Below are 21,129 nucleotides of genomic sequence, written 5' to 3' on the forward strand. Positions count from 1 at the left end.
ACACTCTCCTTACGACCCGCAGGCCTCGCAGCCTTCCGGGTTATCCAGGGAGCAGGCCATGTCGGACTGGTTTTGCTCCACCAGGGCCAGGGGCTCCAGGGTTTCGGCGGCTTGCTTTTCCACCGTGAACTTGATGGCGTCAGCGGCGGCTTTGGTGCGCAGGTAGTACATGCCGGTTTTCAGGCCGCGCTTCCAGGCGTGGAAGTGCATGCTGGTGAGCTTGCCGAAGTTCACGTTTTGCACGTGCAGGTTCAGGCTCTGGCTCTGGCAGATGTAGGCCCCGCGGTCGGCGGCCTGGTCGATGATGCGGCGCTGCGAAATCTCCCACACCGTCTTGTACAGGTCCTTGATGTGCTGCGGAATACGCTGGATGTTCTGCACCGAGCCGTTGGCCGCGATGATTTCCTGCTTCATCGCGTCGTTCCACAGGCCCAGGGCCACCAGGTCTTTCAGCAGGTGCTTGTTTACCACCATGAATTCGCCGCTGAGCACGCGCCGCACGTAAATGTTGCTCGTGTAGGGCTCAAACGACTCGTTGTTGCCCAGAATCTGGGCGGTGCTGGCCGTGGGCATGGGCGCCACCAGCAGCGAGTTGCGGGCGCCGTGCTTCACCACCTCGGCGCGCAGGCTTTCCCAGTCCCAGCGGCCCGAGTCGGGCGTCACGCCCCAGAGGTCGAACTGGAACTTGCCCTGGCTCAGGGGCGAGCCGGGGAACGACTCGTAGTGCCCGTCCTTGATGGCCAGGTCCTTCGAGGCCGTCATGGCCGCGAAGTAGATGGTTTCGAAGATGTCCTTATTCAGGCCCGAGGCTTCGTCGCTCTCGAAGGGCATGCGCAGGGCAATGAACGTGTCGGCCAGGCCCTGCACGCCCAGCCCGATGGGGCGGTGGCGGAAGTTCGACTTCTGCGTTTCGGGCACCGGGTAGTAGTTCACGTCAATCACCTTGTTCAGGTTGATTGTCGCTTGATAGGTCACCTCGTACAGCTTCTGGTGGTCGAAGGTGGTGTTGCCCTGGGCGTCGGTCACCAGGTAGCGGGGCAGCGCCAGCGAAGCCAGGTTGCACACCGCAATTTCGTCGGCGTCGGTGTACTCAATAATCTCGGTGCACAGGTTCGAGCTCTTAATCGTGCCCAGGTTTTGCTGGTTCGATTTGCCGTTGGCCGCGTCCTTGAACAGCATGTAGGGCGTGCCCGTCTCCGTCTGGCTTTCCAGGATGGCAAACCACAGCTCCTGCGCCTTGATGGTGCGGCGGCCGCGGCCCTCGCGCTCGTACTTCATGTAGAGCTTCTCAAACTCCTCGCCCCAGCTCGTGTCGAGGCCCGGGCACTCGTGGGGGCACATCAGCGTCCAGTCGCCGTTGGCTTCCACGCGCTTCATAAACAGGTCAGGCGTCCAGAGGGCGTAAAACAGGTCGCGGGCGCGCATTTCCTCCTTGCCGTGGTTCTTCTTCAGGTCGAGGAACTCGAACACGTCGGCGTGCCAGGGCTCCAGGTAAATGGCAAAAGCGCCCTTGCGCTTGCCGCCGCCCTGGTCCACGTAGCGGGCCGTGTCGTTGAACACCTTCAGCATGGGCACCAGCCCGTTCGAGTTGCCGTTCGTGCCCTTGATGTAGGAGCCCGTGGCCCGCACGTTGCTCACCGACAGCCCGATGCCGCCGGCGCTCTGCGAAATCAGCGCGCAGTTCTTCAGCGTGTCGTAAATGCCGTCGATGGAGTCGTCCTTCATCGTGAGCAGGAAGCAGCTGCTCATCTGCGGCTTCGGCGTGCCGGCGTTGAACAGCGTGGGCGTAGCGTGGGTAAACCACCGCTCGCTCAGCAGGTTATAAGTCTTGATAACCGAGTCAATGTCGTCCTTGTGGATGCCCACCGACACGCGCATCAGCATGTGCTGGGGCCGCTCCACCACCTTGCCCTCCAGGCGCAGCAAGTAGCTACGTTCCAGCGTCTTAAATCCGAAGAAGTCGTAGTTGTAGTCCCGGTCATAGATAATGGCCGAGTCCAGCGTGGCGGCATTCTTATGAATCACCTCCCACACGTCGGTGGCGATGAGCGAGGCGTTGTCGCCATTCTTGGGGTCCTCGTAGGTGTAGAGCCGCTTCATCGTGCTCGAGAAGGACTTGCTGGTCACCTTGTGCAGGTTGCTCACCGCAATGCGGGCCGCCAGAATGGCGTAATCGGGGTGGCGGGTGGTGAGCGAGGCAGCCGTCTCAGCGGCCAGGTTATCCAGCTCAATGGTGCTTACGCCATCGTAGATGCCGTCAATCACCTTTTTGGCCACCTCAATGGGTGAGATGTAGTCCTGGTTCAACCCGTAGCAGAGCTTCTCAATACGGGCAGTCACTTTGTCGAACTTGACGGATTCGCGGCGTCCATCGCGTTTAATTACTAGCATACCAGTGGTGTTTGGTTGGGAATTTTTGCTTATATACTGAAGGAGCCGACGCGGCACAGTACCGGCGGCAAGTTGTTGAGGCAGTTGTGAAAGAGTTGAACCGACGGCTGGGGTATCAACAGCCGGCTCGATATTGAATCCCGGAAATTACCTCCTGTGTTTTCGAAGGGCAAGGAAAAGTTCCGGAAGTTTTCCACATAGGACCTGAAGGGCGATGCCAGGCCATTTTTTGAAATCCACGACCTGCTTTCTCCTAGAGCCAGCTGTATCCACTTTACCTGAGATATACCAATGTTGTAGAGTCTGGCTGCCAGTTTCGGTACGATTCTCCGTCTCGACTATGGGCGCAAACGCAGTCCGGTTTCAGGGGCAAGTCGGGAAATAAAAGACGGTACAATGCCACTCGGTTAAGATTTATCCCCAGCGTGAGCGAGTCTTTACATCCGCGCAGCAGACATCCAGCAACGGGTCGTGCAGCGGCGGGCGCCAACCGTCCAGTTCTTCAAACCGGGTATGGTACCGAAAGTGCATCCCCACCACGCGTTCGGCCACGTAGCTGCGCGGTAATTCCCGCGCCAATGCATCAACGGTCAGGCTGTTGGCTTGCTCCAAACGGGTTGCGGTTTCTTCAATTTGCCGGTATTGGCGGTAAAACCACCATTGTGCGGGCAGCAGCACAAAGCCCCCTAGCAGCCCCACTGCCCACGCACCACGGAGCGGGTTCCGCGCCAGCCGCCAGATTATCTGAAGGCCGAAAACAACCGGAACCCATGCCAGCAACGGGAAAAGCAAGAACCCAATCAGCGTACTGATTAGCATGGTACCCCAGCCCATAAACAGCACGCAATACCCGCAAATGGTTAGCCCAAGGCCCTGCAGAAACACTGCCGCATAGCGTATCGGCGTTGCAGCGTGGCGCAGCCACGGCCAAGCCAAAAAAGCTCCAAAAGCCAGTACCAACGCGACGGCCGCCCAGGCTACCGGCTGGCAAAAAACCTGAATGCAATAGTTCGCCGTCCACGCCGCCCCCGCCAACCAAATGTTCAGATAAGGCATGCGCGGCCGCAGCCACTCCCGGAAGCGTCGAAGCTTTGTCATAGCCTCCGCAACGGCAAGCCGCTCAGGTTTCGTATTCCGCCCTCATGCTTGCCTTGGCCTTGCGCTGCCACGCCAGCCCGGCCCACCAGTGCGCTAGACTCAGCGGCACGAACAGGCCAAAAAACACCGCCGCCGGAATGGGTGGCGCAGCCACGGGCCAGGCCCAGGGCGTCACCCCATCGCGCGCAATGTGCGAAGCCAACGAAACCCAGAACAGGTAAAACGGTCCCCAACTCGCGTAGCGGGCGCTCCAACCGCGCAAAGCCAGCGCCACGATGGTGGCTTCCAGCGTAGCCACCAGCAAGCTGTGCCCCAACGGCCGGCCCGGCAGCGAGAGCATGGCTTTAAATGAAAACGAGCCCGCCGCCACGGCGTGGTCCAAGTCGATGAGTACGCCCAGCAGCACCGCCAGCAGGGCCACCCGAAAATCGATTACCCGCCGCAGCCACAGGGGCAGCACCAGCAACGCCGATACCAGCCCGTGCACCGCCGGGTCGGCCAGCCCAATGAGCCAGGGCGTGCGCAGCGTGGGCACCACGTAGGCGTGCCCTATCCACACCAGCGTCCAACCCAGAAGCAACAAGCCGAGGCAAACCGGATTGCTGGCGTAGGGCTTTTTCATGCCCTTAAGGTAGGCGCTACTTGGCAATGCTGGCCGTGGCGGCCGTGGTGGGCTGGCAGGTCATTATCACGCTCACGTCAATACTCTTGGCGATGTTGTTGCGCACCAGCGCCGGGATTTTAATCTTGTAGTCGGCCGGAGCCACGGCAAATTTCGAAGTCACCACCAGGTCGTTGTCGCGCAAGTGCAGGGTGCCGGGCACCCGCACCTTGCGCTTCACCCCGTGGATGGTGAGCACGCCCTGCACGTACACCGGCTGCGGGCCGCTGCGCAGCGTGGCCTCGTCGGGCATGGTCACCAGCGTGCCCGTGAAGCGTGCCCGCGGATACTTCTCGCTCTCGGCGTAGTTCTCGTTGAAGTGCTCCTGCATCAGCGTGTTCTTGAACTGAAAGTCGCGCATCAGCATGGAAAAAGCCAACTGCCCGGTGGCCAGCTCAAACACGGCCGCCACCTTCGAGTTCAGCGCCTCGATGTCTTCGAGCGGGGCCGAAGAGAAGAAGGTGATGAGGCCCGTGGCCGTGGTGTAGCGCGGCAGCTTAGCTGTCGACGCAGTGGGAGCAACAGCTGCCGGAGCTGTTTGGGCATGAGCGGCAGGCTCGGCAGCCAGCAGCGCAAGCAGAAGTAGTAAACCGTATTTCATGTAAGCAGTAGGGATAAAAGGAATGGTAATATGCGGAAGGAAAGCCCGCCGGGCCGTCCGCTTGCCTACTCGGTTTCGAGCAGGCCAGCGTTGCCTGCCGCCCAACTTTTTGGATGGCCGCAATCCTACAAAACTACCATTTCTTTCTTCTACTCTCGCAAGTGCTTACTTCTGGGGCGGGGCGTAATCCAGCCCGAAGCGCTTGGCGTACACGGCAATGGGCTCCAGGCCCACGGCGCTTCGGCGCTCGTCCACGTGGGCCTCGTCTTCGATGGGTGAAAACTCCATCTTCTGGGTATCGGGGTTGGTGCGCAGCTGGCTGCCGTAAATCTGGGGCTTGCCCTGCCGCACCAGCACCCGGTCTTCCAGCAGGGCCAGGTTGCCTTTGGCCAGCTCGCCCTTGGCGGCGGCTTCGCGCATCATGGGCAGGTACTTCTGCTGCACCGGTGCGTCGGCGTGCTGAATGACCAGAAATGCCGTGAGGCTGCCCATGCGGCCCACCAGGTTCTTACCGGGCCAGCCGTACTGGTCAATGATTTCGGTGACGCGCTTGGTGTTGCGCTCGTCAATCGTGCGCATCTCGGCCATCAGAGCGTCCCACTGCGGCGACTTCATGCCGAATTTTTTTCGCACCGAATCCACCTTGCTGCGCACGCCCTGGTCGGTGGTGTAGATGCCTTCCAGCTCCCGCTTCAGGGGCTGGTTCAGGTTAGCTTCGGTTTTGGCCACGGTGGCTTCCAGCTTCTGCAGCATTGGGGCCCAGCGTTTGTCGGAGTGCAGGCCGCGCAGGTCGGCATCCTGCTTCACGTGGGCTGGGTTGTCCCAGCCGGCCATGGTGGCCCGGTCGAGGTAGGCAAAAGCTTTTTTAGCATCGCCGGCCAGCGCCCAGGAGCAGGCTGCATTGTATAAGTCGGTGCTGGTAGGCTTGCTGTCTTTGGCCTTGAAGGCTTGGTCGTACAGCTTGGCCGACTCGGTATACTGCTTGGCCGTGTAAGCCGTCATGGCCTGGGCGTTGAGGGCCGCAAAGCCGGCCTGGGCGCGGGCCAGCGGGCTGAGTAGCAACAGGCAGATAGCGAGTAATAAAGCTTTGGTCATGGCGCAGAAGAAGTGTAAGGTGAGTGTGCCTGCTAAAGAAAATATTCTGCCGCCCGGGGTTGCTTGCCCGTTGAGAAGCAAGCACAAAAAAGCCCGCAGCGGGCGGCTGCGGGCTTATCATATTTGGCCGCGGGTGGCTTAGAAATCTTCGTCCAGCGAGAACACATTGTCGTTCCGCTCGCTCATCACGCCGGCTTTCTGGTACTCGGCCACGCGCTTCTCGAAGAAGTTGGTTTTGCCCTGCACCGAAATCATCTCCATGAAATCGAAGGGGTTGGTGGCGTTGTAAATCTTGCTGCAGCCCAGCGACACCAGCAGGCGGTCGGCCACAAACTCAATGTACAGCGACATGGCCTTGGCGTTCATGCCGATGAGGTTCACTGGCAGCGCGTCGGTCACGAACTCCTGCTCAATCGTCACCGCGTCGCGGATGATGGCCTGCACCCGCGCCTCGGGCAGCTTGTTCACGAGGTAGCTGTAGAGCAGGCAGGCGAAGTCGCAGTGCAGCCCTTCATCGCGCGAAATCAGCTCGTTCGAGAACGTCAGCCCCGGCATCAGGCCGCGCTTCTTGAGCCAGAAAATGGAACAGAAAGAGCCCGAGAAGAAAATGCCTTCCACCGCCGCAAAGGCAATGAGGCGCTCGGCAAAGTTCTCGGAGTTAATCCAGCGCAGGGCCCACTCGCCCTTTTTCTGCACGGCGGGCACCGTTTCGAGGGCATTGAAGAGGTAATCCTTCTCCTTGGGGTCTTTGATGTAGGTATCAATCAGCAGCGAATACGTCTCGCTGTGAATGTTTTCCATCATAATCTGGAAGCCGTAGAAGCAGCGTGCCTCGGGCATCTGCACTTCCTGCATGAAGTTCACGGCCAGGTTCTCGTTTACGATGCCGTCGGAGGCGGCGAAGAAGGCCAGCACGTGCTTGATGAAGTGCCGCTCGTTGTCGTTCAGGGTGTTCCAGTCCTTCTGGTCCTGCGAGAGGTCGATTTCCTCCGCCGTCCAGAACGAGGCCTGCGACTTCTTGTAGTACTGCCACACCTCATCGTTCTGGATGGGGAAAAGCACAAAGCGGTTGGGATTTTCGGCGAGGAGGGGCTCCATATTTTCTCGGGTCTTTGATGACGGATTTCAGCGGGGAAGGTCGTTCCTCAACTTGCAGCAGCGGGCAGATGTTTGGCTCCCGCGCCGCAGATGAAGTTCACCTTGCTGGTTCAAATATAGGCCCGACCCCTAGGCCGATGGGCGCCCATCCGAGCTTTTTTCTTCGTTAATTTTTTGCTAAGTCCGGGCTTTTTTCACAGCGCGGCATAGGGGTTTTCCACAAGCTAACGACACCGTTCAATACTAATTTTGCCTCAAAATCAGTTGCTTTTGCCCGAGTTGTCCACATTTCGCCTGTGGATAAGTACACTTGTCCCCAAAATTGCTTATTGTACGTACGTACCCGGGCGTTTTTCTTCACGGTGCCGTAACACAGCTGCCGGGTGCTTCCGCGGCCTTTTGCGCGCACATTCGGGGGCCAGCCAATGACGATTAACAACTTAGGTTTGGAATTGCCAAATCAAAGCCGTACTTTTGCCTTCCCATTTTAGAAAAAACCCGCGAAAGCTGATGTACGCAATTGTTAACATAGCTGGCCAGCAGACCAAGGTTGAGGCCAACAAATTCGTTTACGCTCACAAACTGGCCGGCAATGTTGGCGACACCGTAACGCTGGGCAACGCCCTGCTGACCGATGACAACGGCACCATCACCGTAGGCGCTCCCGAGCTGAACGTTGCCGTAACCGGCACCATTCTCGCCCACGTGAAAGGCGACAAAGTTCTCGTCTTCAAGAAGAAGCGCCGCAAGGGCTACCAGAAGATGAATGGCCACCGCCAGCAGTTCACCAAAGTAATGATTAACAGCATCGGCTAATTACCAGCCGTTTGCCTGCTATCTATCCCATTTTAAACCAGCCGCTACTGGCCATTTGCCGGTAGCAATAGCTTCAATACCATGGCTCACAAGAAAGGTGTCGGCTCGTCCAACAACGGCCGCGAATCGCATTCCAAACGTCTCGGCATCAAGATTTTCGGGGGCCAGGCCCTCGTTGCCGGCAACATCATCGTGCGTCAGCGCGGCACCAAGCACCACGCCGGCGAGAACGTAGGCATGGGCAAAGACCACACGCTGTTCGCCCTCGTTGACGGCGAAGTGTCGTTCAAGAAAGGCCGCAAAGACCGTTCGTTCGTGACGGTTATTCCCCGCGAAGTCGTTTCCGTACCGGCTTAATTGCCAGCACGCTAGCATAGAAAAGGGCTGCTCCTACCGGGCAGCCCTTTTCGCGTTTGGTTTCGCTTAGTGGCCGGCCAGCTTAGGCGGCCGCTGATGATTAACCAGATACACCCGTAGATTTACCTGCGAAGCCACAGTCCAGGGCGGCGAAACCTTGGCTTCAGCGGCGTAAGCGGGCGGGGCCACAATGCCCAGTCCGGCGTTGAGGTCATAGAGCAAGTGCCGGCCGGGTCCGCCGTGCTGGGTGCCGCACAGCACGAAGAGGGCCGGCGTGACGCGGCCCACCGTCAGGTTGTGGCCACGCCGCCCACCCCGGCCAATTTGGGCCAGTTCCGCGCTGCTTTCCAAGGCCAGGTAATTGCCCCAGGGCTCGGGGTGCGCGGCCGCACTGCCGGCGGCTGGTTGGTTGAAGTAGTAGCGGGCGCCGAGGGCAAAGTCGGTAGAAGTGGTAGGAAGCTGAGCGCGCCGACGTCCGCGGGGCGCACGGCCAGCCGACAAATCGGCTTCCAACTGGCTGTAGAGACTGAAGCGAGGCGTGAAGCGGTATTCCAGCCCCAGCGAGGAAGGCAACACCAGTTGCCAGCTTTGCTGGTCGGGTAAATAAAAAAGGTGGTTGAGGCGCAAGCCACCCTTGAGCAACAGCCGGGGTGTCCCGGGCGGCGTGGGTGGCACCTCAGCAGCAGGAAGGACAGCGGCCGTGGCCAATGGCCCCGAAAGCAAGCTGATGCTGAAGGTGAAAAGCTTTAGCGTGCGAACAATCGACATAGCAGAGAAGCGAGTAAAGCCGAATAGCTGAAATAAAGCGGCCAAAGCACGGCTTTCCACCTTATTTTCAACTGGTAAGCAATATCGCAAATGCCTTGCAAACTGGTTGGTGCTACTGGCCCAATGGCTGCACTTGCCAAGCCTAACGTTCAGAATACGCGCTGAACATGAGCAGGGCGGCGCATGGTAGCGCTGCCTTTAATTGCTTTACACCGCGGGCAAAGGGTTCAGAGCATAAAGCACGGGCTTGCTGGGGCTGGCGTCCAGCTCCAGGCTGGTAATCTGCAGGTTGAGCAGGTAGAGGCCGTCGGCTACCTCGTCGGGCACAAAAATCAGCTCGGTGATGGTGGCGGCGTAGCGGGGCTGCGCCGGGTACTGCCAGAAGGCATGATGGGCCAGCAGCTGGCCGGCGTCTTCTTCGCGGTCGACGCTGGGCAGGTCGAGCAGGAAGTGCTGGACGCGGTGTTCCACCAGCCACTCGGCCAGGGCGGGCTCGATGTATGTGGGGTTGGTGCCGGAGTACTGGCGGTGGCGCTTGGCCGGGTCGTTGGGCAGGGTGCGCAGCACGAGGGCTTCGGGAATGGCGCGGTCGGGCTGCAGGGCCAGGGCGGCTTGCAGGTCGGCCAGCATCACCACTAGGTCGCCATTGGGCTGGGGGCGCGGGGCCACGCTCACCAGCCGCGCCACCCACAGGAAACGGCGCAGGCACTGGTTGAGCGTCACGGCCGGGTCGGGCGAGATGTGGCCGTAGCACTCGGTGTGGGTGCCGTTGCCGTGGGGCGTGACGTGTACACGCTGGTAGTTGGTGCTGCCGCCCAGCGCCACGCTGCCCACGAAGCTTCCCACCCGAATGGTGTCGAACTGCACCGGCTCGGCCCAGAAGCAATTCACCTGCTCGGGGCCGGGTGCCAGGGGCAAGGAAATGTCAAGCGGCGCGGCGGGGTCGAAGCTATAGGTGCGGCCGGCAAAGGGATAGGTGGGAAGCATTAGCGGTTAGCAGTTAGCAGTTAGCAAAGAACGTCATGCTGAGCGGAGCCGAAGCATCTCTATTGCGCAACGCAATTAGTTACTCCAGCGGTAGAGATGCTTCGGCTGCGCTCAGCATGACGTTGCCAACTCATTCAGAATCCGGCTGATTTTAACGGCCTGGCTAATGATGATGAGGTGGCCGCCGGGCAAGGCATGTTGGCTAAGCATGGCCCCAGCCGGCAGCAGCCGGTCATGGGTGCCGTGGATGCGGACGATGGGCAACCCCGGCCGGCCCGGCCACTGCAGCAACCGCGCCACAGCCCAGCGGGTGAAGTCAGGGTCTGTATCGCGCAGGATTTGTTTTAACAGCCGGTATTCACCGCCATTCCGGGCACCGAAAAACCACTTTGCCACACGGGGTAACAGGGGCAATACCTGTGTCGGCACCAGGCGGTACAGGCCGGTGGCGCGAGCCAGGCGGCCAATCCAAGGCAATTCGCGCGGGCTCATGAAGCTGGAAATGAGCACTACCCGGGCCAGGGGGCGCAGAGCCGCCACCTCCTGCGCCAGCACCCCTCCAAACGACACACCCACTAGCCAGCAGGGCTGCCCAGCAGGCACGGCCGACGCCAGCCGGGCCGCGTAGTGCCGCAGTGGCTCGGTGGGGCTTTGTGGGGTTAGCCAACGCAGCACGTGCACTTCGCCATGCAGCCGCAAGAACTGAAACACCCGCTCATCGGCACCCAGGCCAGGGATGAGGTAGAAGACGGGCGGCCCGGCCATGGGGCTCAGGTATCGAGGCGCACAAACACGCCTTCGAGGTAGAAGATGTTGTGCGGCTGCGGGTCGTCATCGTCCAACTCGCCGTCTTCAGTGGCCGGGTACGTCACCGACAGCTTGAGGGCTACGCTGGGCAGCGGCACGGGTGGCCGGTCGTCGGAGTTGTATTCGAGCAGAGCGGGCCACTCCTGGGCGGCCAGGGCATCGGCTACTTCCTCCTGCAAGGCGTCGGCGCGGTCGTGGGTCAGGGTCAGGAGTGTGTCGAGGGCCTTAAAGGGCAGGGCGAGGTGAAAGAAATGGGTATCGCCATCGAACAGCGTGGTGGCCCACACGGTCACGTCATCGGTGTTATCGAAGACGATGGCCACGACGTGAATTTGCTCCACAAAAAAATCAGCATCGTCGGCAATGCTGTCGCTCAATAACTTGACCACAGATGAAACGGATTTTAGCGGATGAAAACGGATTGTTTGTGGTTTCGCACAAATGTATAGGGCAGCCACAGGTCTACGGACGGCCGCACAAAAAATCCGTTCCCGTCCGCTAAAATCCGTTTAACCGGCGGCCTGGAACAGCTCGAGCGTGATGTGGTCGGCCAGGAGTTTGCCCGCGTCGGTCAGCGTCAGCACTTCGTTTTGGAGGCGGGCCCAGCCGTTGGCCTGCAGCTCGGCCAGATAAGTGGCGTGGGCGGCCTGCACATCGAAGCCGAGGTGGGTGCGCAGGTGCGCCAGGTCGCAGCCGCGGGCGGTGCGCAGGGTGGTGAGCAGGTACTCGTTGGCCCGGTCGGTGGCCGTGAGGGCATCCACGGTCACGGGTACTTCGCCGCGTTCGAGCACGGCGGCCACGTACTGCGGGTTGTTGGCGAGGGTAAACAGCCGGTTCTCGCCGTCGTAGCTGTGGGCGCTGGGACCCAGGCCGAGGTAGGGCACGCCGCGCCAGTAGTTGCCGTTGTGGCGGCTCTCGCGGCCGGGCTGGCAGAAGTTGCTGATTTCGTACTGCTCGTAGTCGTGGGCGCGCATGGCGGCCAGCAGCGTTTCAAACTGCGTGGCCACAAACTCGTCGGGCGCCGCCTTGAACGTACCCTTCTGCAGGCGGTGGCCGAAGGCCGTGCCCGGTTCCACCGTCAGAGCGTAGGCCGACACGTGCGGGACGCCCAGTGCAAAGGCATTGGCCAAATCGGCTTCCCAAATGTGGTGGCCCGGCGCGGGCACGCCGTAAATCAGGTCGATGGAAATATTCTCGAAGCCCACGTCCTGGGCTCGGCGCACGGCCGTGGTCGATTCCTCGGCGGTGTGGGCGCGGTTCATCAGCCGCAAGTGGGGTTCGTAGAAGCTTTGTAGCCCGATGCTGAGCCGGTTGACGCCGGCTGCCTGCAACTCGCGCAACTTCGGGGCGCTGAGGTCGTCGGGGTTGGCTTCGAGGGTAATTTCAGCCTCTGGAGCCACGGCGAAATGGCGGTGGATGGCCGTAAAAACCTGGTTCAGTTCCTCAGCCGTGAGCAGCGACGGCGTGCCCCCCCCGAAGTATATGGTTTCTAGTGTTGGCTGCGGGCCGAGGTAATGGCGGCGCAGCTCCAGCTCGCGCACCAGGGCTTCCACCAGGCGGCTTTTCAGCTTTAGCGAGGTGCTGAAATGGAAGTCGCAGTAGTGGCAGGCTTGCTTACAGAAGGGAATGTGGAGGTAGAGGCCGGCCATGGCAGAGCGGGGCGTATGGGCCCGGGTGATGGGAATGAAACACCGCGTCGGCGCGCATCGTGCGCTGGCGTTGCACAAAGGTAGAGCGCCCCGTGCCGGGCGGCCCTCGGCGCGCAGCGTTACCTTCGGGAAATTAAAAACCGGCTTTGGCGTTGTGTCCCCGATGAACAGGTTTATGCGCTGCGTTTGGGGGTGCCTGCTGCTGTTGGCCGGCTTGGCGACTGGCCCGCGCGCCCGCGCCCAAACGCCCGGCCTCGACCCCAACGCGCCCAACCAGCCGGGCCTAGCCTCCCCGCCCCTGCCGCCGCGCGCGGCCCCGGAGCCGGCCCCTGCCCAGCGCCGCGCCCTGGCCCACCCGCGGGTGCTGCAGATTGATGCCGAAACCGCTGACCGGGCCATCGTGCGCCGCTACAAGCTGCCGGCCACCGTACCCGACTCGCTGACGGCACTGCGTGAGGTGCGTGAGCTGGTGCTGGCTCTGCAGGCCGACGCCTACCTCACGGCCTCGGCCGATGAGATGCGCTGGCGACGCGACACGGTGCGGGTGCGTCTCTACGTGGGCGAGGCCTTCAGCTGGGCCTACCTGCGCAACGGCAACCTCGGCGACGGTCTGATGACCCGCGCGGGCTACCGCGAAAAGCTGTTCCGCCAAACGCCCTTCCGGCCCGACGACTGGGCCCGGCTGCAGGAGCGCATCCTCACCGAGGCCGAGAACCAGGGCTTCCCTTTTGCCACCGTCGGGCTCGATTCGCTGCAACTCAGCGGGCACGCCATTGCGGGGCGCGTGGTGCTCAAGCGCGGCCCAGCCGTGGTGTTCGACTCGCTGCAAATCGTGGGCAACACCAAGACCAAGAAGCGCTTCCTGACCAAGTACCTGCAGATTTTTCCGGAGCAGCCCTTCAGCCAGCAGCGCGTGGCGGCCGCTGCCCAGCTGCTGCGCCAGCTGCCCTACCTGCGCCTGCGCGCCGAACCCGAAGTGCGCTTTGCCCGGGGCCGGGCCCGCGTGTACCTGCTGCTTGAAGACCGGCCCAGCAACCAGTTCGACGCCATTGTGGGCATTTTGCCGAACGCCAACGCCAGCCAAACGAGCGTGCAGTTCACCGGCGACGTCACCATCAACCTGCGCAACATCAAAGGCGGTGGCAAGCAGTTGGGGCTGCAATGGCGCAAAACCGACGCCCTCTCGCAACTGCTCGATGCGCAGTACGTGCACCCCAATTTCTTCGGCACGCCGCTGGAAGTGTCGGGCACCTTTAACCTTTACAACCAAACCAACAGCTTTCTGACGGTGCGGCCGCGCCTGCAAATCACCTACCCCACGGTGCGGGCTGGGCGCGTCAGCTTTTTCGCGGAGCAGCGCAGTTCGCAGCTGACTTACGACAGCATCACGTACGCCAATCTGCGCCAGTTGCCCGAGGAAATCGACTCGAAATACACCTCTTACGGGCTGGGCTACGCCTGGACTAGCCTCGACGACCTGTTTTTCCCGCACCGCGGCTACCTCCTCAACGGTCAGGCCGCGGTGGGCACCAAGGCCATCACCCAGAACGCCCAAATTCCGACTGAATTCTACAGCGGCGTGCCCCTGCACACCACCCAAACCTCCTTTGCCCTGCGGGCCGAGCGCTACTTTCCGGTGAAGCGGGCCGGGGTGCTGCTCGTGCGCCTGCGCAACGAAGGTCTGCTCAACCCGCGCCTGTTCACCAACGACTTGCTGCGCCTGGGGGGCCTGAACTCCTTGCGCGGCTTCAACGAAAACCAGTTTTACACCAGCTCATTCGCGCTGGCTACGGCCGAATTCCGCCAGTTCATCGGCGCCGATTCCTACGTGTTTTTGTTCGCCGACCAAGCCTATCTGCGCCACGATGCCGCGGACGAGAAGTTCAGCGACCAGCCCACCGGCCTGGGGGCGGGGCTGAGCTTTCGCACCGGGGCGGGTCTGTTTCAGTTTGTGTACTCGGTAGGCCAGTCCAACTACATTGGGCAGAAGTTTGCTCTCAACGCGTCGAAGATTCACTTCGGGTTGACGAGCCGCTTTTGAGGTGTTTACTGCGCAGAGAAACCGCCATTTCGTCGGCTTTTTAAGCCTCGAAAATTCGTTTTGTGCCAGCGTGGCCGAAACACAGAATTCTCGACCAATTTATCGGCCAATACGGCTGATTTTCAGACAGGATAAGCCCTGATTCGGATTGGTACATCATTTGTAATAGCAGGTACGAAGCCGACGCCTAAACCCGGCTCCCTGCCATGAAACTCATCAGCCCGAAATTTATCCGTTCCATTGCCCCGCAGCTCGATTTGCTTAACACCATCGGCGGCGGCGTGGCCCAGCCCCAGTTGCGCGTCGACCAGCGCCCGAAAGGCGTAATTCTGCGCGTAGCCATGCCTACGGTGCCGGCCGACAGCTTCCGCGTGGTGCTCAACCAGCAGCGCCTCACCGTGTTCGGCGAGTACCGCCACCAGCCCGACGACCAGCTGGCCGCCCCGCTCTTCGTGCAGACGCTCGACTTGCCCAACAACCTCGACCTGACGCGCATCGACGCCGTGCACGAAGGCCACGAGTTGCAGGTGCGCATCCCCTTCGTCAGCCCCACCGACCAGCAGCGCGAAATCGACATTCGCCACAATTAATCTGGGCGCACATCCCGAATTAATTTAGCTGGCAATCTGTTTATTAACTATCTATAACGCCGGGACCGACCGGCACCGCAGTCCATCGATAACGCCGGGTCCGACCGGTTACTTTTTAAGTTTCCAGGTTCCACCATTGAGCCACCGCCCGCAGCGGTGGTTTTGTTTTTTAACATCATGCAGAGCGCAGCGAAGCATCTCGCTTGCAACAAGTAATTAGTTACCCCGAGCGAGATGCTTCGCTGCGCTCTGCATGACTGTTTCTTTTGCTTACGCCCACTTACCCAAACAGCGGTATCAGCAGCACGAAGCTCATCAGCAGGGCCAGGTAGAACCAGCCCATCACCTGGCCGCGGTAGTGGCGCGGCAGCTTGTTGCTGAGCACCAGCATGGCCGCAATGACCAGGGCGAGGTGCAGCACGAAGAACACCATCGTTTTGAGCCAATTGCTCACGATGGTGTTTTCAGGCTGCATCTGGTTGCTTTCGCCCAGGCCCGAGGTGAGGTATTGCAGGCCGTAGAAGGCTACCGTTTCGAAGGCCACGAAGAGCAGCAGGCCCACAAACAGCGACTCTTTCGATGATTTTTGCGAGACGTCGGCCATGGCGGTTAGGGGCGCGGGCGGCCCTGCACTTCGGCCGAGCGCGCTTTGATGTAGAGGGCCTCCACTTTGGCACGGGCCCAGGGCGTGCGCCGCAAAAACGTGAGGCTGGACTTGATGCTGGGGTTTTCGGCGAAGCAGTTCATGCGCAGGCGCGCGTCGAGCTCGGCCCAGCCGTAAGCGGCCACGAGGTATTCGAGAATGGCGGCCAGCGTGACGCCGTGCAGCTCGCTAATGAGGTGGCCGGATTCGTCGCGGGCGTCGGCGGCGCGGAGGAAAGACATGGCAAAGGCGGATGGTGGCAAATGCAAAGTTGGCGAAAAGCCGGCGGCCGGGGCACGACGGGGCCGGGCCGGTCGTTATTTTTGGGCCGCACCGCCCATGCCGAACTCCACCACCCGCCGCCCCGTGCCTCCTGCCCCACCCCGCGCCCCGCGCCGGGCCTGGCGCAGCGTGCTGCTGGCGGGGCTGTTGGCGCTGCTCACCCTGGGCACGGTATATTACTGGCGCCACCAGGTGCAGCTCAACCGCTACGCCCGCCGGGCCTGGGCTACGCTCACCAAAGGCGGCCTCACGGGCCGCGAAAAGACGCCGCTGCTGGCCGGCTACTCGGTGCACGGCATCGACGTGTCGGCCTACCAGGGCCGCATCGACTGGCCCGAGGTGGCCCGCAACAAGGTCCGTTTCGCCTTCATCAAAGCCAGCGAGGGCGCCACCATGCGTGACGTGCGTTTTGCCCGCAACTGGCGCGAGGCCCGCAAGGCCGGCGTGCTTTGCGGGGCCTACCACTACTTCCAGCCCAACCGCGACGGCCAGGTGCAGGCCGACCTGTTTGCCCGCACCGTGCCCCTGGCGCCCGGCGACCTGCCGCCCGTGCTCGACGTGGAAGCCCCGAATTTTCACGACGTGGCCGTGCTGCGCCGCGAAGTGGCCCGCTGGCTCCGCCTCATCGAGGCGCACTACGGCGTGCGACCCATTCTCTACTCCAACCACAGCTTCTACAAGCGCCACCTGGCCGGGCACTTCGACAATTACCCGCTCTGGCTGGCGCACTACGAGGTGGAACGCCCCGCCATGCCCCGCAAGAAGTGGATAATCTGGCAGCACTCCGACGAGGCCTACGTGCCCGGCATTCGCGGCGTGGTCGATTTCAATGTGTTTCAGGGCAACTTTGAGGAGCTGCAGGCCCTGCGCGTGCCGGCACCGCCCAAAGCGCCTGCGGCCAAGCCCCAGCGCCGCTGAGCCAACAAAAAGCCGCCCGGCCTGCCGCCTCCGAGGAAGCGCGCAAGCCGGGCGGCCGTTCATATAGCTGTGCGGTTGGCCTACATTTTGTCTTTGGTCATGGCCTTGCCGTCGTGTTTCACGGCTTTGCCTTCTTTCTTCATCATCTTGTCTTTGGCCATTTTGCCGTCGTGTTTCATCATCTTGCCGTCGGCTTTGGCTTCTTTTTTCATCATCTTGTCGTCGCCCTGCTGAGCGTGGGCGGCCAGGAAGGTGCACGAAAGGGCGACGGCCGAAGCCAGTTTCAATAGGTTTTTCATGGTTGTAAGTTGGTTAAAAGAGGTGGTGTTGGGTGAGAAACTCGTCCGAAAGGTGGCCGCCAATCATTAATTTCAGATGAAGCAAAATCAGAAAGCCAAAATTCTATACCGCACGCCTTTGCGCTGCCTACTGTGGCTGTTGCCGGCCCTGTTTTTGCTGGCTTCGTGCGGGGGCAGCCGCAACGCTGGCACCGGCAGCACCAAAGCCCCGCGCGGCACCTATATCCAAACCGGCCTTGGCTCTTACTATGCCGACAAGTTCAATGGCCGGCCCACGGCCAGCGGCAGCACCTACCGGCCCGGCCAGATGACGGCCGCCCACAACACGCTGCCCTTCGGCACCGTCATCCGCGTCACGAACACGCGCAATGGCCGCTCCGTCGACGTGACCGTGACCGACCGGGGCCCGCACACCAAGGGCTACATCGTAGACGTGTCGCGCCGCGCCGCCGAGCAACTCGACATCGTTTCGGCGGGCGTGGTGCCGGTGCGCGTCACCGTTATCAAGGCCGCGCCGTAAACCGTTTCTTTGCTTTCAGAAACACCCTCCCCATATGAACATCCGCAAGAAAGTCCACTGGACGCTGCCGCCCGGCACCAACCGCTACGCCGCCCTCGACCTTTGGGTGCCCGCCGCCGAAGACGAAGGCTGGTCGGAAGCTGAAGTGCAATACGTCATCAACGAAGTAGTGGAGGCCGACGACGACGCCGCTGGCCTTGAAGTGCTAGCCTGGTACACGGCGTCATAGCCCATTTCACTATTGCTGAAGCCCCTTGGGCGCTGGCCGCACGCACCAGCGCCCAAGGGGCTTTTCTATGGCCATTCACCAATGAATCAAAGCAAATTCAGACATTCACAATGACACTTATAACACTTTATCATTAATTACTTTAATAAATTTTATACATAGTTCATCCATAAAGCAAGAATTTATTGTACTTTTGAAAACAACTTCGTCGAGATAACGCCTGAGCAGGCCATTTGAAGTCAAAAAACGGGGTTGTCTGGCCATGAAACCATTCTACTACGCCCTCGTTCTCAGTACACTTGTCACTCTATCCGGCTCTTTAAGCGTCCTGGCGCACACTGCTTCGGTTACAAGGCATTCCCTGGCAGGCCGTTGGCTGGGACGACTAGAAATGCCCGGCGGCAGCCAACAGGTTGCCATCACCATTGCTGAGCAGCGCGACGGTAGCACCGTGGCCTTGCTCGAAGTGGCCGCCGCTGCATTGCAAAACACTCCGCTGCGAGTGGTGAATACCCCCGATAGCGTGGCTTTTTACGCCGACAAAGTTGGTTACCGCTTTGTGGCCCAGTCAGTAGGCGAAGGCAAGCGCCTGCGTGGGCAGTGGCAGCAGCCAGGTTTTCGGACCACCTTGGTGCTCGAGCGCCTACCCGTCGGTGGCGCACTGCCGTCGTCTGTGCTCAAAGGCAAAACGCTGGCTTACCAAACCGAAGACGTGCGCGTGAGCACGCCCGGCAGCTCCAACCCCGAGTTGGGCTTGGGCGGCACCCTCAGCATGCCTTTGGGCGCTGGCCCCTTCCCGGGCGTGGTGCTGCTGGCCGATGGCGGCCAAGCCGAGCGCGCCGTCGGTACCTACCCCCTGCTCGATGAGCTGGCCGACTACCTCACGCGGCAAGGTTTGGCCGTGTTGCGGCTCGATGGCCGCGGCACGGGCCGCTCGGCCGTCATTCCGGCGGCAAGTTCCCGCAATGAATTGGTGGCAGATGCGCAGTCGGCCCTCACTTTTCTGCGCTCTCGCACCGGAATCGACCCGCTGCGGGTAGGCCTGCTGGGACACGGCGAGGGCGCTAATGTGGCCCTGCAAGTGGCGTCGCAGGCCCCCACCCTGGCTTTTCTGGTATCGTTGGGGGCAGCGGGCGTGAATGGCCAGGAACTATTGGCCCGTCAAACCGGCTTGGTGAACCAGCCTGGCGAGCCCGACACTGCCCAGCTGGCCTGGGGCCGCAAAGAACTACAGGTGATGACCCTGGCCCGCCGCGAGGCCAAGAAGCAACTGGCCGCCGGTGTGCCCGCGCAGCAGGTGCAGGTGCGCGTGGCCCAGGAGCAGATGCGCTTGAACACCGAAGCACAGAAACGCAGCGACGCCCTGTATAAGCGGCAGTACGCCATGCTGGAAATCATCCGGCAAACGAGCGACAACGCGCAGGCCCAGGCCATTGTGGCCAACATGCTGAAGCAGCTTTATCCCAGCCTGCCGTCGGCCACTGCCCAAAAGCGGGCCGCCCAGCTCACCAGTCCGCGGTACCGGTCGCTGCTGGCTTACAACCCGCAGGCCGACCTTGGCAAAGTGAGCTGCCCCACGCTGCTGCTGCACGGCGCCGCCGATTCGCAGGTGCTCCCCGCCGCTAACTTGCCGCTGCTCGAAAAAGGCCTCAAGGCCAACAAGCGGGTCAGCAGCCAGAAGCTCGACGGCCTTAACCACGATTTCCTGACCCCGGACAGTGCGCAAGCACTAGCAGCGGGCACCGAGCAACGCCCTACGGCCTCGGCCGATGCGCTGGAAGCCATACGGGAGTGGGTGGTGCAGCAGCTAAAGCCGTAAGGGCCTAGCGGGCCAATGCTCTTGGCCGAAAGGCCTGGCGCAGCCACGTGCCCGTCAGGGCAGCCAGCCCACCAACCAGCCCGGCCACCAGTCCCGCCACCAGCACCAGCGCCGCTACCGAGCCGCCCAGCGGCAGCAGCTGCGCCATGCGGTGCGCCAGCAGCCCTTCGTTCTGGTAAGCCAGCCAAGCGGCAGGCAGCAACCAGCTAAGCGCCGCCCCTGCAAAGCCCGCCCAGAAAGCGACCCGGCCTGTGGGCGCAATGGCCAGCCCCACCACGAAGGCCACCACGGCCAAGCTCCACCACGGCAGGTCCAGCTGCACGGCCGAGGCCAGCACGAGAATGAGTATCGGTAAAAGCCAGGGGTTGCGCCAGTTCATGCGGGCAAGATAGTGAGCTGTGCATCAGAAACCGTCATTGCGAGCGTAGCGCGGCAATCCGTCCTGTTCTCAGCGACCAGCCTAGATAACGTGAAAAAGCCCCGATACTGCGCAGTGCCGGGGCTTTAGCTTCGCTGACCTTCGGTTCTGGTAAAACGGCGTGTGTGGTTCTAACAGGACCGATTGCCGCGCTGCGCTCGCAATGACAGGTGCTGACTAAGGCTCAAGCCGCGGCCAGCACTTCCGGGTCGTTATTCGCCGGCGAGTTCACGCGCTTGCTGATGACATACTCCTGCATGGCGGCCGCATCGTAGGGCACCAGTAGCTCCTGGTGAGCTTTTAGGCCAAGGCCGTCGTCAAGCCAGGCTTGCTCAGCGGCGCGGGTAGGTAGGATGACAGGCATGCGGTTGTGGATGTTGGCCATCAGGCTGTTGGGCTCGGTGGTGATGATGGTGAAGGTGGGGTGCAGCTCGCCGGTAGCGCGGTCCACCCACTCGTCCCACAGGCCGGCGAAGGCGAAAGGCTGCTCGTTGCTGAGCAAAATGCGATGCGGCACCTTGCCGGCCGGGGTGGCCTGCCACTCGAAAAAGCTGTCGGCCAGCACCAGGCAGCGCTTGCGGCCCAGCAGCTGCCGGAAGCTGGGCTTTTCGGCCAGCGTCTCGGCCCGGGCGTTGATGGGTTTGGGGCCGGCGGCGGGGTCTTTGCTCCAGCCGGGCACCAGGCCCCAGCTCAGCAGCTGAATCTGGCCGGGGGCGGCGTTGGTGATGATGGGCAGGCGCTGCGAGGGCGCGGCGTTGTAGGTGGTTGGAGCAGCTTCGCTGAACGTGGCGTCGAAACGCTGCTCAACGGTGGGCGCCGGGGCGATGAAGGTGTAACGGCCACACATGGGAAGGAAGAATGGGACTTGGATTTTACGCGCCAGGGCCCGGCTGCGTTGGGAATGGGGCTGCGGGTCGGTGTGCTAATTCACGACGCGCCATTCAACTTGGCCGTGCCGGCTTACATGCTGCCGCTTCTTGTCAAGTTGCCCGGGGCGCCATGTTACTTTGAGAAATTTTCCTTGCATGGCCTTGTTTGTATT

24 protein-coding genes are annotated in these 21,129 nt (G+C 61.5%); 8 read left to right on the top strand and 16 right to left on the bottom strand.

Annotated elements, in window-relative coordinates; genetic code table 11:
- Positions 1-9: 9 nt before the first annotated feature.
- The 6 genes from I2I01_RS13695 to I2I01_RS13720 form a co-directional block, all read right to left on the bottom strand.
- Positions 10-2,391, bottom strand: a complete 2,382-nt coding sequence (locus tag I2I01_RS13695; RefSeq protein ID WP_196287046.1) for a ribonucleoside-diphosphate reductase subunit alpha — start codon at positions 2,389-2,391, stop codon at positions 10-12.
- Positions 2,392-2,805: 414 nt separating this feature from the next.
- Positions 2,806-3,489 (bottom strand): hypothetical protein, encoded by a 684-nt coding sequence (locus I2I01_RS13700; RefSeq protein ID WP_196287047.1) that lies wholly within the window; start codon positions 3,487-3,489, stop codon positions 2,806-2,808.
- 22 nt (positions 3,490-3,511) lie between these two features.
- A complete protein-coding gene (locus I2I01_RS13705; protein ID WP_196287048.1) occupies positions 3,512-4,111 on the bottom strand; it encodes a metal-dependent hydrolase in 600 nt (199 codons plus the stop codon).
- Between the two features lie 16 nt (positions 4,112-4,127).
- Positions 4,128-4,751 (bottom strand): YceI family protein, encoded by a 624-nt coding sequence (locus I2I01_RS13710; RefSeq protein WP_196287049.1) that lies wholly within the window; start codon positions 4,749-4,751, stop codon positions 4,128-4,130.
- 165 nt (positions 4,752-4,916) lie between these two features.
- The gene (locus I2I01_RS13715; RefSeq protein WP_211537952.1) at positions 4,917-5,846 is read right to left on the bottom strand and encodes a DUF6624 domain-containing protein; all 930 of its coding nucleotides are present in this window, start codon (positions 5,844-5,846) and stop codon (positions 4,917-4,919) included.
- 138 nt (positions 5,847-5,984) lie between these two features.
- Positions 5,985-6,944: a ribonucleoside-diphosphate reductase small subunit gene (locus tag I2I01_RS13720; RefSeq protein WP_196287050.1), complete on the bottom strand. Its 960-nt coding sequence runs from the start codon at positions 6,942-6,944 to the stop codon at positions 5,985-5,987.
- Between the two features lie 510 nt (positions 6,945-7,454).
- Here I2I01_RS13720 and rplU point away from each other — a divergent pair.
- Complete coding sequence (rplU, locus tag I2I01_RS13725) at positions 7,455-7,760, top strand: 50S ribosomal protein L21 (protein WP_190926885.1); 306 nt, start codon at positions 7,455-7,457, stop codon at positions 7,758-7,760.
- 81 nt (positions 7,761-7,841) lie between these two features.
- The gene (gene rpmA / locus I2I01_RS13730; protein ID WP_196287051.1) at positions 7,842-8,117 is read left to right on the top strand and encodes a 50S ribosomal protein L27; all 276 of its coding nucleotides are present in this window, start codon (positions 7,842-7,844) and stop codon (positions 8,115-8,117) included.
- Between the two features lie 66 nt (positions 8,118-8,183).
- On the opposite strand, the gene I2I01_RS13735 is transcribed toward rpmA, so the two are convergent.
- From I2I01_RS13735 to hemW, 5 genes are all read right to left on the bottom strand, one after another.
- On the bottom strand, positions 8,184-8,885 hold the full coding sequence (locus I2I01_RS13735) for a hypothetical protein (protein WP_196287052.1): 702 nt from the start codon (positions 8,883-8,885) through the stop codon (positions 8,184-8,186).
- Between the two features lie 207 nt (positions 8,886-9,092).
- Positions 9,093-9,872, bottom strand: a complete 780-nt coding sequence (locus I2I01_RS13740) for a cyclase family protein (RefSeq protein WP_196287053.1) — start codon at positions 9,870-9,872, stop codon at positions 9,093-9,095.
- A gap of 111 nt (positions 9,873-9,983) precedes the next feature.
- Positions 9,984-10,637 carry an alpha/beta hydrolase gene (locus I2I01_RS13745; RefSeq protein WP_196287054.1) on the bottom strand — a complete coding sequence of 218 codons (654 nt, stop codon included), beginning with the start codon at positions 10,635-10,637 and terminating at the stop codon, positions 9,984-9,986.
- 5 nt (positions 10,638-10,642) lie between these two features.
- Positions 10,643-11,068: a hypothetical protein gene (locus I2I01_RS13750; protein ID WP_196287055.1), complete on the bottom strand. Its 426-nt coding sequence runs from the start codon at positions 11,066-11,068 to the stop codon at positions 10,643-10,645.
- A gap of 120 nt (positions 11,069-11,188) precedes the next feature.
- Positions 11,189-12,328, bottom strand: a complete 1,140-nt coding sequence (gene hemW, locus I2I01_RS13755; RefSeq protein ID WP_196287056.1) for a radical SAM family heme chaperone HemW — start codon at positions 12,326-12,328, stop codon at positions 11,189-11,191.
- A 175-nt stretch (positions 12,329-12,503) separates the two neighbouring features.
- On the opposite strand from hemW, the gene I2I01_RS13760 reads away from it, so the two are divergent.
- On the top strand, positions 12,504-14,369 hold the full coding sequence (locus I2I01_RS13760; RefSeq protein WP_196287057.1) for a BamA/TamA family outer membrane protein: 1,866 nt from the start codon (positions 12,504-12,506) through the stop codon (positions 14,367-14,369).
- Between the two features lie 206 nt (positions 14,370-14,575).
- Positions 14,576-14,959: an Hsp20/alpha crystallin family protein gene (locus I2I01_RS13765; RefSeq protein WP_196287058.1), complete on the top strand. Its 384-nt coding sequence runs from the start codon at positions 14,576-14,578 to the stop codon at positions 14,957-14,959.
- A gap of 280 nt (positions 14,960-15,239) precedes the next feature.
- On the opposite strand, the gene I2I01_RS13770 is transcribed toward I2I01_RS13765, so the two are convergent.
- Complete coding sequence (locus I2I01_RS13770; RefSeq protein ID WP_196287059.1) at positions 15,240-15,563, bottom strand: hypothetical protein; 324 nt, start codon at positions 15,561-15,563, stop codon at positions 15,240-15,242.
- A gap of 5 nt (positions 15,564-15,568) precedes the next feature.
- A complete protein-coding gene (locus I2I01_RS13775) occupies positions 15,569-15,844 on the bottom strand; it encodes a VF530 family protein (protein WP_196287060.1) in 276 nt (91 codons plus the stop codon).
- A gap of 97 nt (positions 15,845-15,941) precedes the next feature.
- Here I2I01_RS13775 and I2I01_RS13780 point away from each other — a divergent pair, with 97 nt between their 5' ends.
- The gene (locus tag I2I01_RS13780) at positions 15,942-16,802 is read left to right on the top strand and encodes a glycoside hydrolase family 25 protein (protein WP_196287061.1); all 861 of its coding nucleotides are present in this window, start codon (positions 15,942-15,944) and stop codon (positions 16,800-16,802) included.
- Positions 16,803-16,882: 80 nt separating this feature from the next.
- Here the strand turns inward: I2I01_RS13780 and I2I01_RS13785 are convergent, their stop codons facing one another.
- Positions 16,883-17,101 (bottom strand): hypothetical protein, encoded by a 219-nt coding sequence (locus tag I2I01_RS13785; protein WP_196287062.1) that lies wholly within the window; start codon positions 17,099-17,101, stop codon positions 16,883-16,885.
- A 76-nt stretch (positions 17,102-17,177) separates the two neighbouring features.
- Between I2I01_RS13785 and I2I01_RS13790 the strand changes: the two genes are divergently transcribed.
- The 3 genes from I2I01_RS13790 (at position 17,178) to I2I01_RS13800 (ending at position 19,669) form a co-directional block, all read left to right on the top strand.
- Positions 17,178-17,621, top strand: coding sequence for a septal ring lytic transglycosylase RlpA family protein (locus I2I01_RS13790; RefSeq protein WP_196287063.1), 444 nt, complete (start codon positions 17,178-17,180; stop codon positions 17,619-17,621).
- A gap of 34 nt (positions 17,622-17,655) precedes the next feature.
- Positions 17,656-17,850: a hypothetical protein gene (locus I2I01_RS13795; protein ID WP_196287064.1), complete on the top strand. Its 195-nt coding sequence runs from the start codon at positions 17,656-17,658 to the stop codon at positions 17,848-17,850.
- A gap of 391 nt (positions 17,851-18,241) precedes the next feature.
- A complete protein-coding gene (locus I2I01_RS13800) occupies positions 18,242-19,669 on the top strand; it encodes an alpha/beta fold hydrolase (protein WP_196287065.1) in 1,428 nt (475 codons plus the stop codon).
- A 4-nt stretch (positions 19,670-19,673) separates the two neighbouring features.
- Here I2I01_RS13800 and I2I01_RS13805 read toward each other — a convergent pair whose 3' ends face one another.
- Entirely contained in the window at positions 19,674-20,048 is a 375-nt protein-coding gene (locus tag I2I01_RS13805) for a hypothetical protein (RefSeq protein ID WP_196287066.1), read from the bottom strand.
- 223 nt (positions 20,049-20,271) lie between these two features.
- On the bottom strand, positions 20,272-20,934 hold the full coding sequence (locus I2I01_RS13810) for an SOS response-associated peptidase (protein ID WP_196287067.1): 663 nt from the start codon (positions 20,932-20,934) through the stop codon (positions 20,272-20,274).
- Positions 20,935-21,129 lie beyond the last annotated feature (195 nt).

Source organism: Hymenobacter properus (genome assembly GCF_015694735.1).
Classification (GTDB): Bacteria; Bacteroidota; Bacteroidia; order Cytophagales; family Hymenobacteraceae; genus Hymenobacter; species Hymenobacter properus.

Excerpts from the sequence above, each read along its gene's own strand:
- I2I01_RS13775 (WP_196287060.1), bottom strand. The coding sequence starts at position 15,844 with ATGTCTTTCCTCCGCGCCGCCGACGCCCGCGACGAATCCGGCCACCTC.
- I2I01_RS13795 (WP_196287064.1), top strand. The coding sequence starts at position 17,656 with ATGAACATCCGCAAGAAAGTCCACTGGACGCTGCCGCCCGGCACCAAC.
- I2I01_RS13700 (WP_196287047.1), bottom strand. The coding sequence starts at position 3,489 with ATGACAAAGCTTCGACGCTTCCGGGAGTGGCTGCGGCCGCGCATGCCT.
- I2I01_RS13780 (WP_196287061.1), top strand. The coding sequence starts at position 15,942 with ATGCCGAACTCCACCACCCGCCGCCCCGTGCCTCCTGCCCCACCCCGC.
- hemW (WP_196287056.1), bottom strand. The coding sequence starts at position 12,328 with ATGGCCGGCCTCTACCTCCACATTCCCTTCTGTAAGCAAGCCTGCCAC.
- I2I01_RS13810 (WP_196287067.1), bottom strand. The coding sequence starts at position 20,934 with ATGTGTGGCCGTTACACCTTCATCGCCCCGGCGCCCACCGTTGAGCAG.
- I2I01_RS13790 (WP_196287063.1), top strand. The coding sequence starts at position 17,178 with ATGAAGCAAAATCAGAAAGCCAAAATTCTATACCGCACGCCTTTGCGC.
- I2I01_RS13705 (WP_196287048.1), bottom strand. The coding sequence starts at position 4,111 with ATGAAAAAGCCCTACGCCAGCAATCCGGTTTGCCTCGGCTTGTTGCTT.
- I2I01_RS13800 (WP_196287065.1), top strand. The coding sequence starts at position 18,242 with ATGCCCGGCGGCAGCCAACAGGTTGCCATCACCATTGCTGAGCAGCGC.
- I2I01_RS13735 (WP_196287052.1), bottom strand. The coding sequence starts at position 8,885 with ATGTCGATTGTTCGCACGCTAAAGCTTTTCACCTTCAGCATCAGCTTG.
- rplU (WP_190926885.1), top strand. The coding sequence starts at position 7,455 with ATGTACGCAATTGTTAACATAGCTGGCCAGCAGACCAAGGTTGAGGCC.
- I2I01_RS13715 (WP_211537952.1), bottom strand. The coding sequence starts at position 5,846 with ATGACCAAAGCTTTATTACTCGCTATCTGCCTGTTGCTACTCAGCCCG.
- I2I01_RS13760 (WP_196287057.1), top strand. The coding sequence starts at position 12,504 with ATGCGCTGCGTTTGGGGGTGCCTGCTGCTGTTGGCCGGCTTGGCGACT.
- rpmA (WP_196287051.1), top strand. The coding sequence starts at position 7,842 with ATGGCTCACAAGAAAGGTGTCGGCTCGTCCAACAACGGCCGCGAATCG.
- I2I01_RS13695 (WP_196287046.1), bottom strand. The coding sequence starts at position 2,391 with ATGCTAGTAATTAAACGCGATGGACGCCGCGAATCCGTCAAGTTCGAC.
- I2I01_RS13745 (WP_196287054.1), bottom strand. The coding sequence starts at position 10,637 with ATGGCCGGGCCGCCCGTCTTCTACCTCATCCCTGGCCTGGGTGCCGAT.
- I2I01_RS13785 (WP_196287062.1), bottom strand. The coding sequence starts at position 17,101 with ATGAAAAACCTATTGAAACTGGCTTCGGCCGTCGCCCTTTCGTGCACC.
- I2I01_RS13720 (WP_196287050.1), bottom strand. The coding sequence starts at position 6,944 with ATGGAGCCCCTCCTCGCCGAAAATCCCAACCGCTTTGTGCTTTTCCCC.
- I2I01_RS13770 (WP_196287059.1), bottom strand. The coding sequence starts at position 15,563 with ATGGCCGACGTCTCGCAAAAATCATCGAAAGAGTCGCTGTTTGTGGGC.
- I2I01_RS13805 (WP_196287066.1), bottom strand. The coding sequence starts at position 20,048 with ATGAACTGGCGCAACCCCTGGCTTTTACCGATACTCATTCTCGTGCTG.
- I2I01_RS13740 (WP_196287053.1), bottom strand. The coding sequence starts at position 9,872 with ATGCTTCCCACCTATCCCTTTGCCGGCCGCACCTATAGCTTCGACCCC.
- I2I01_RS13710 (WP_196287049.1), bottom strand. The coding sequence starts at position 4,751 with ATGAAATACGGTTTACTACTTCTGCTTGCGCTGCTGGCTGCCGAGCCT.
- I2I01_RS13765 (WP_196287058.1), top strand. The coding sequence starts at position 14,576 with ATGAAACTCATCAGCCCGAAATTTATCCGTTCCATTGCCCCGCAGCTC.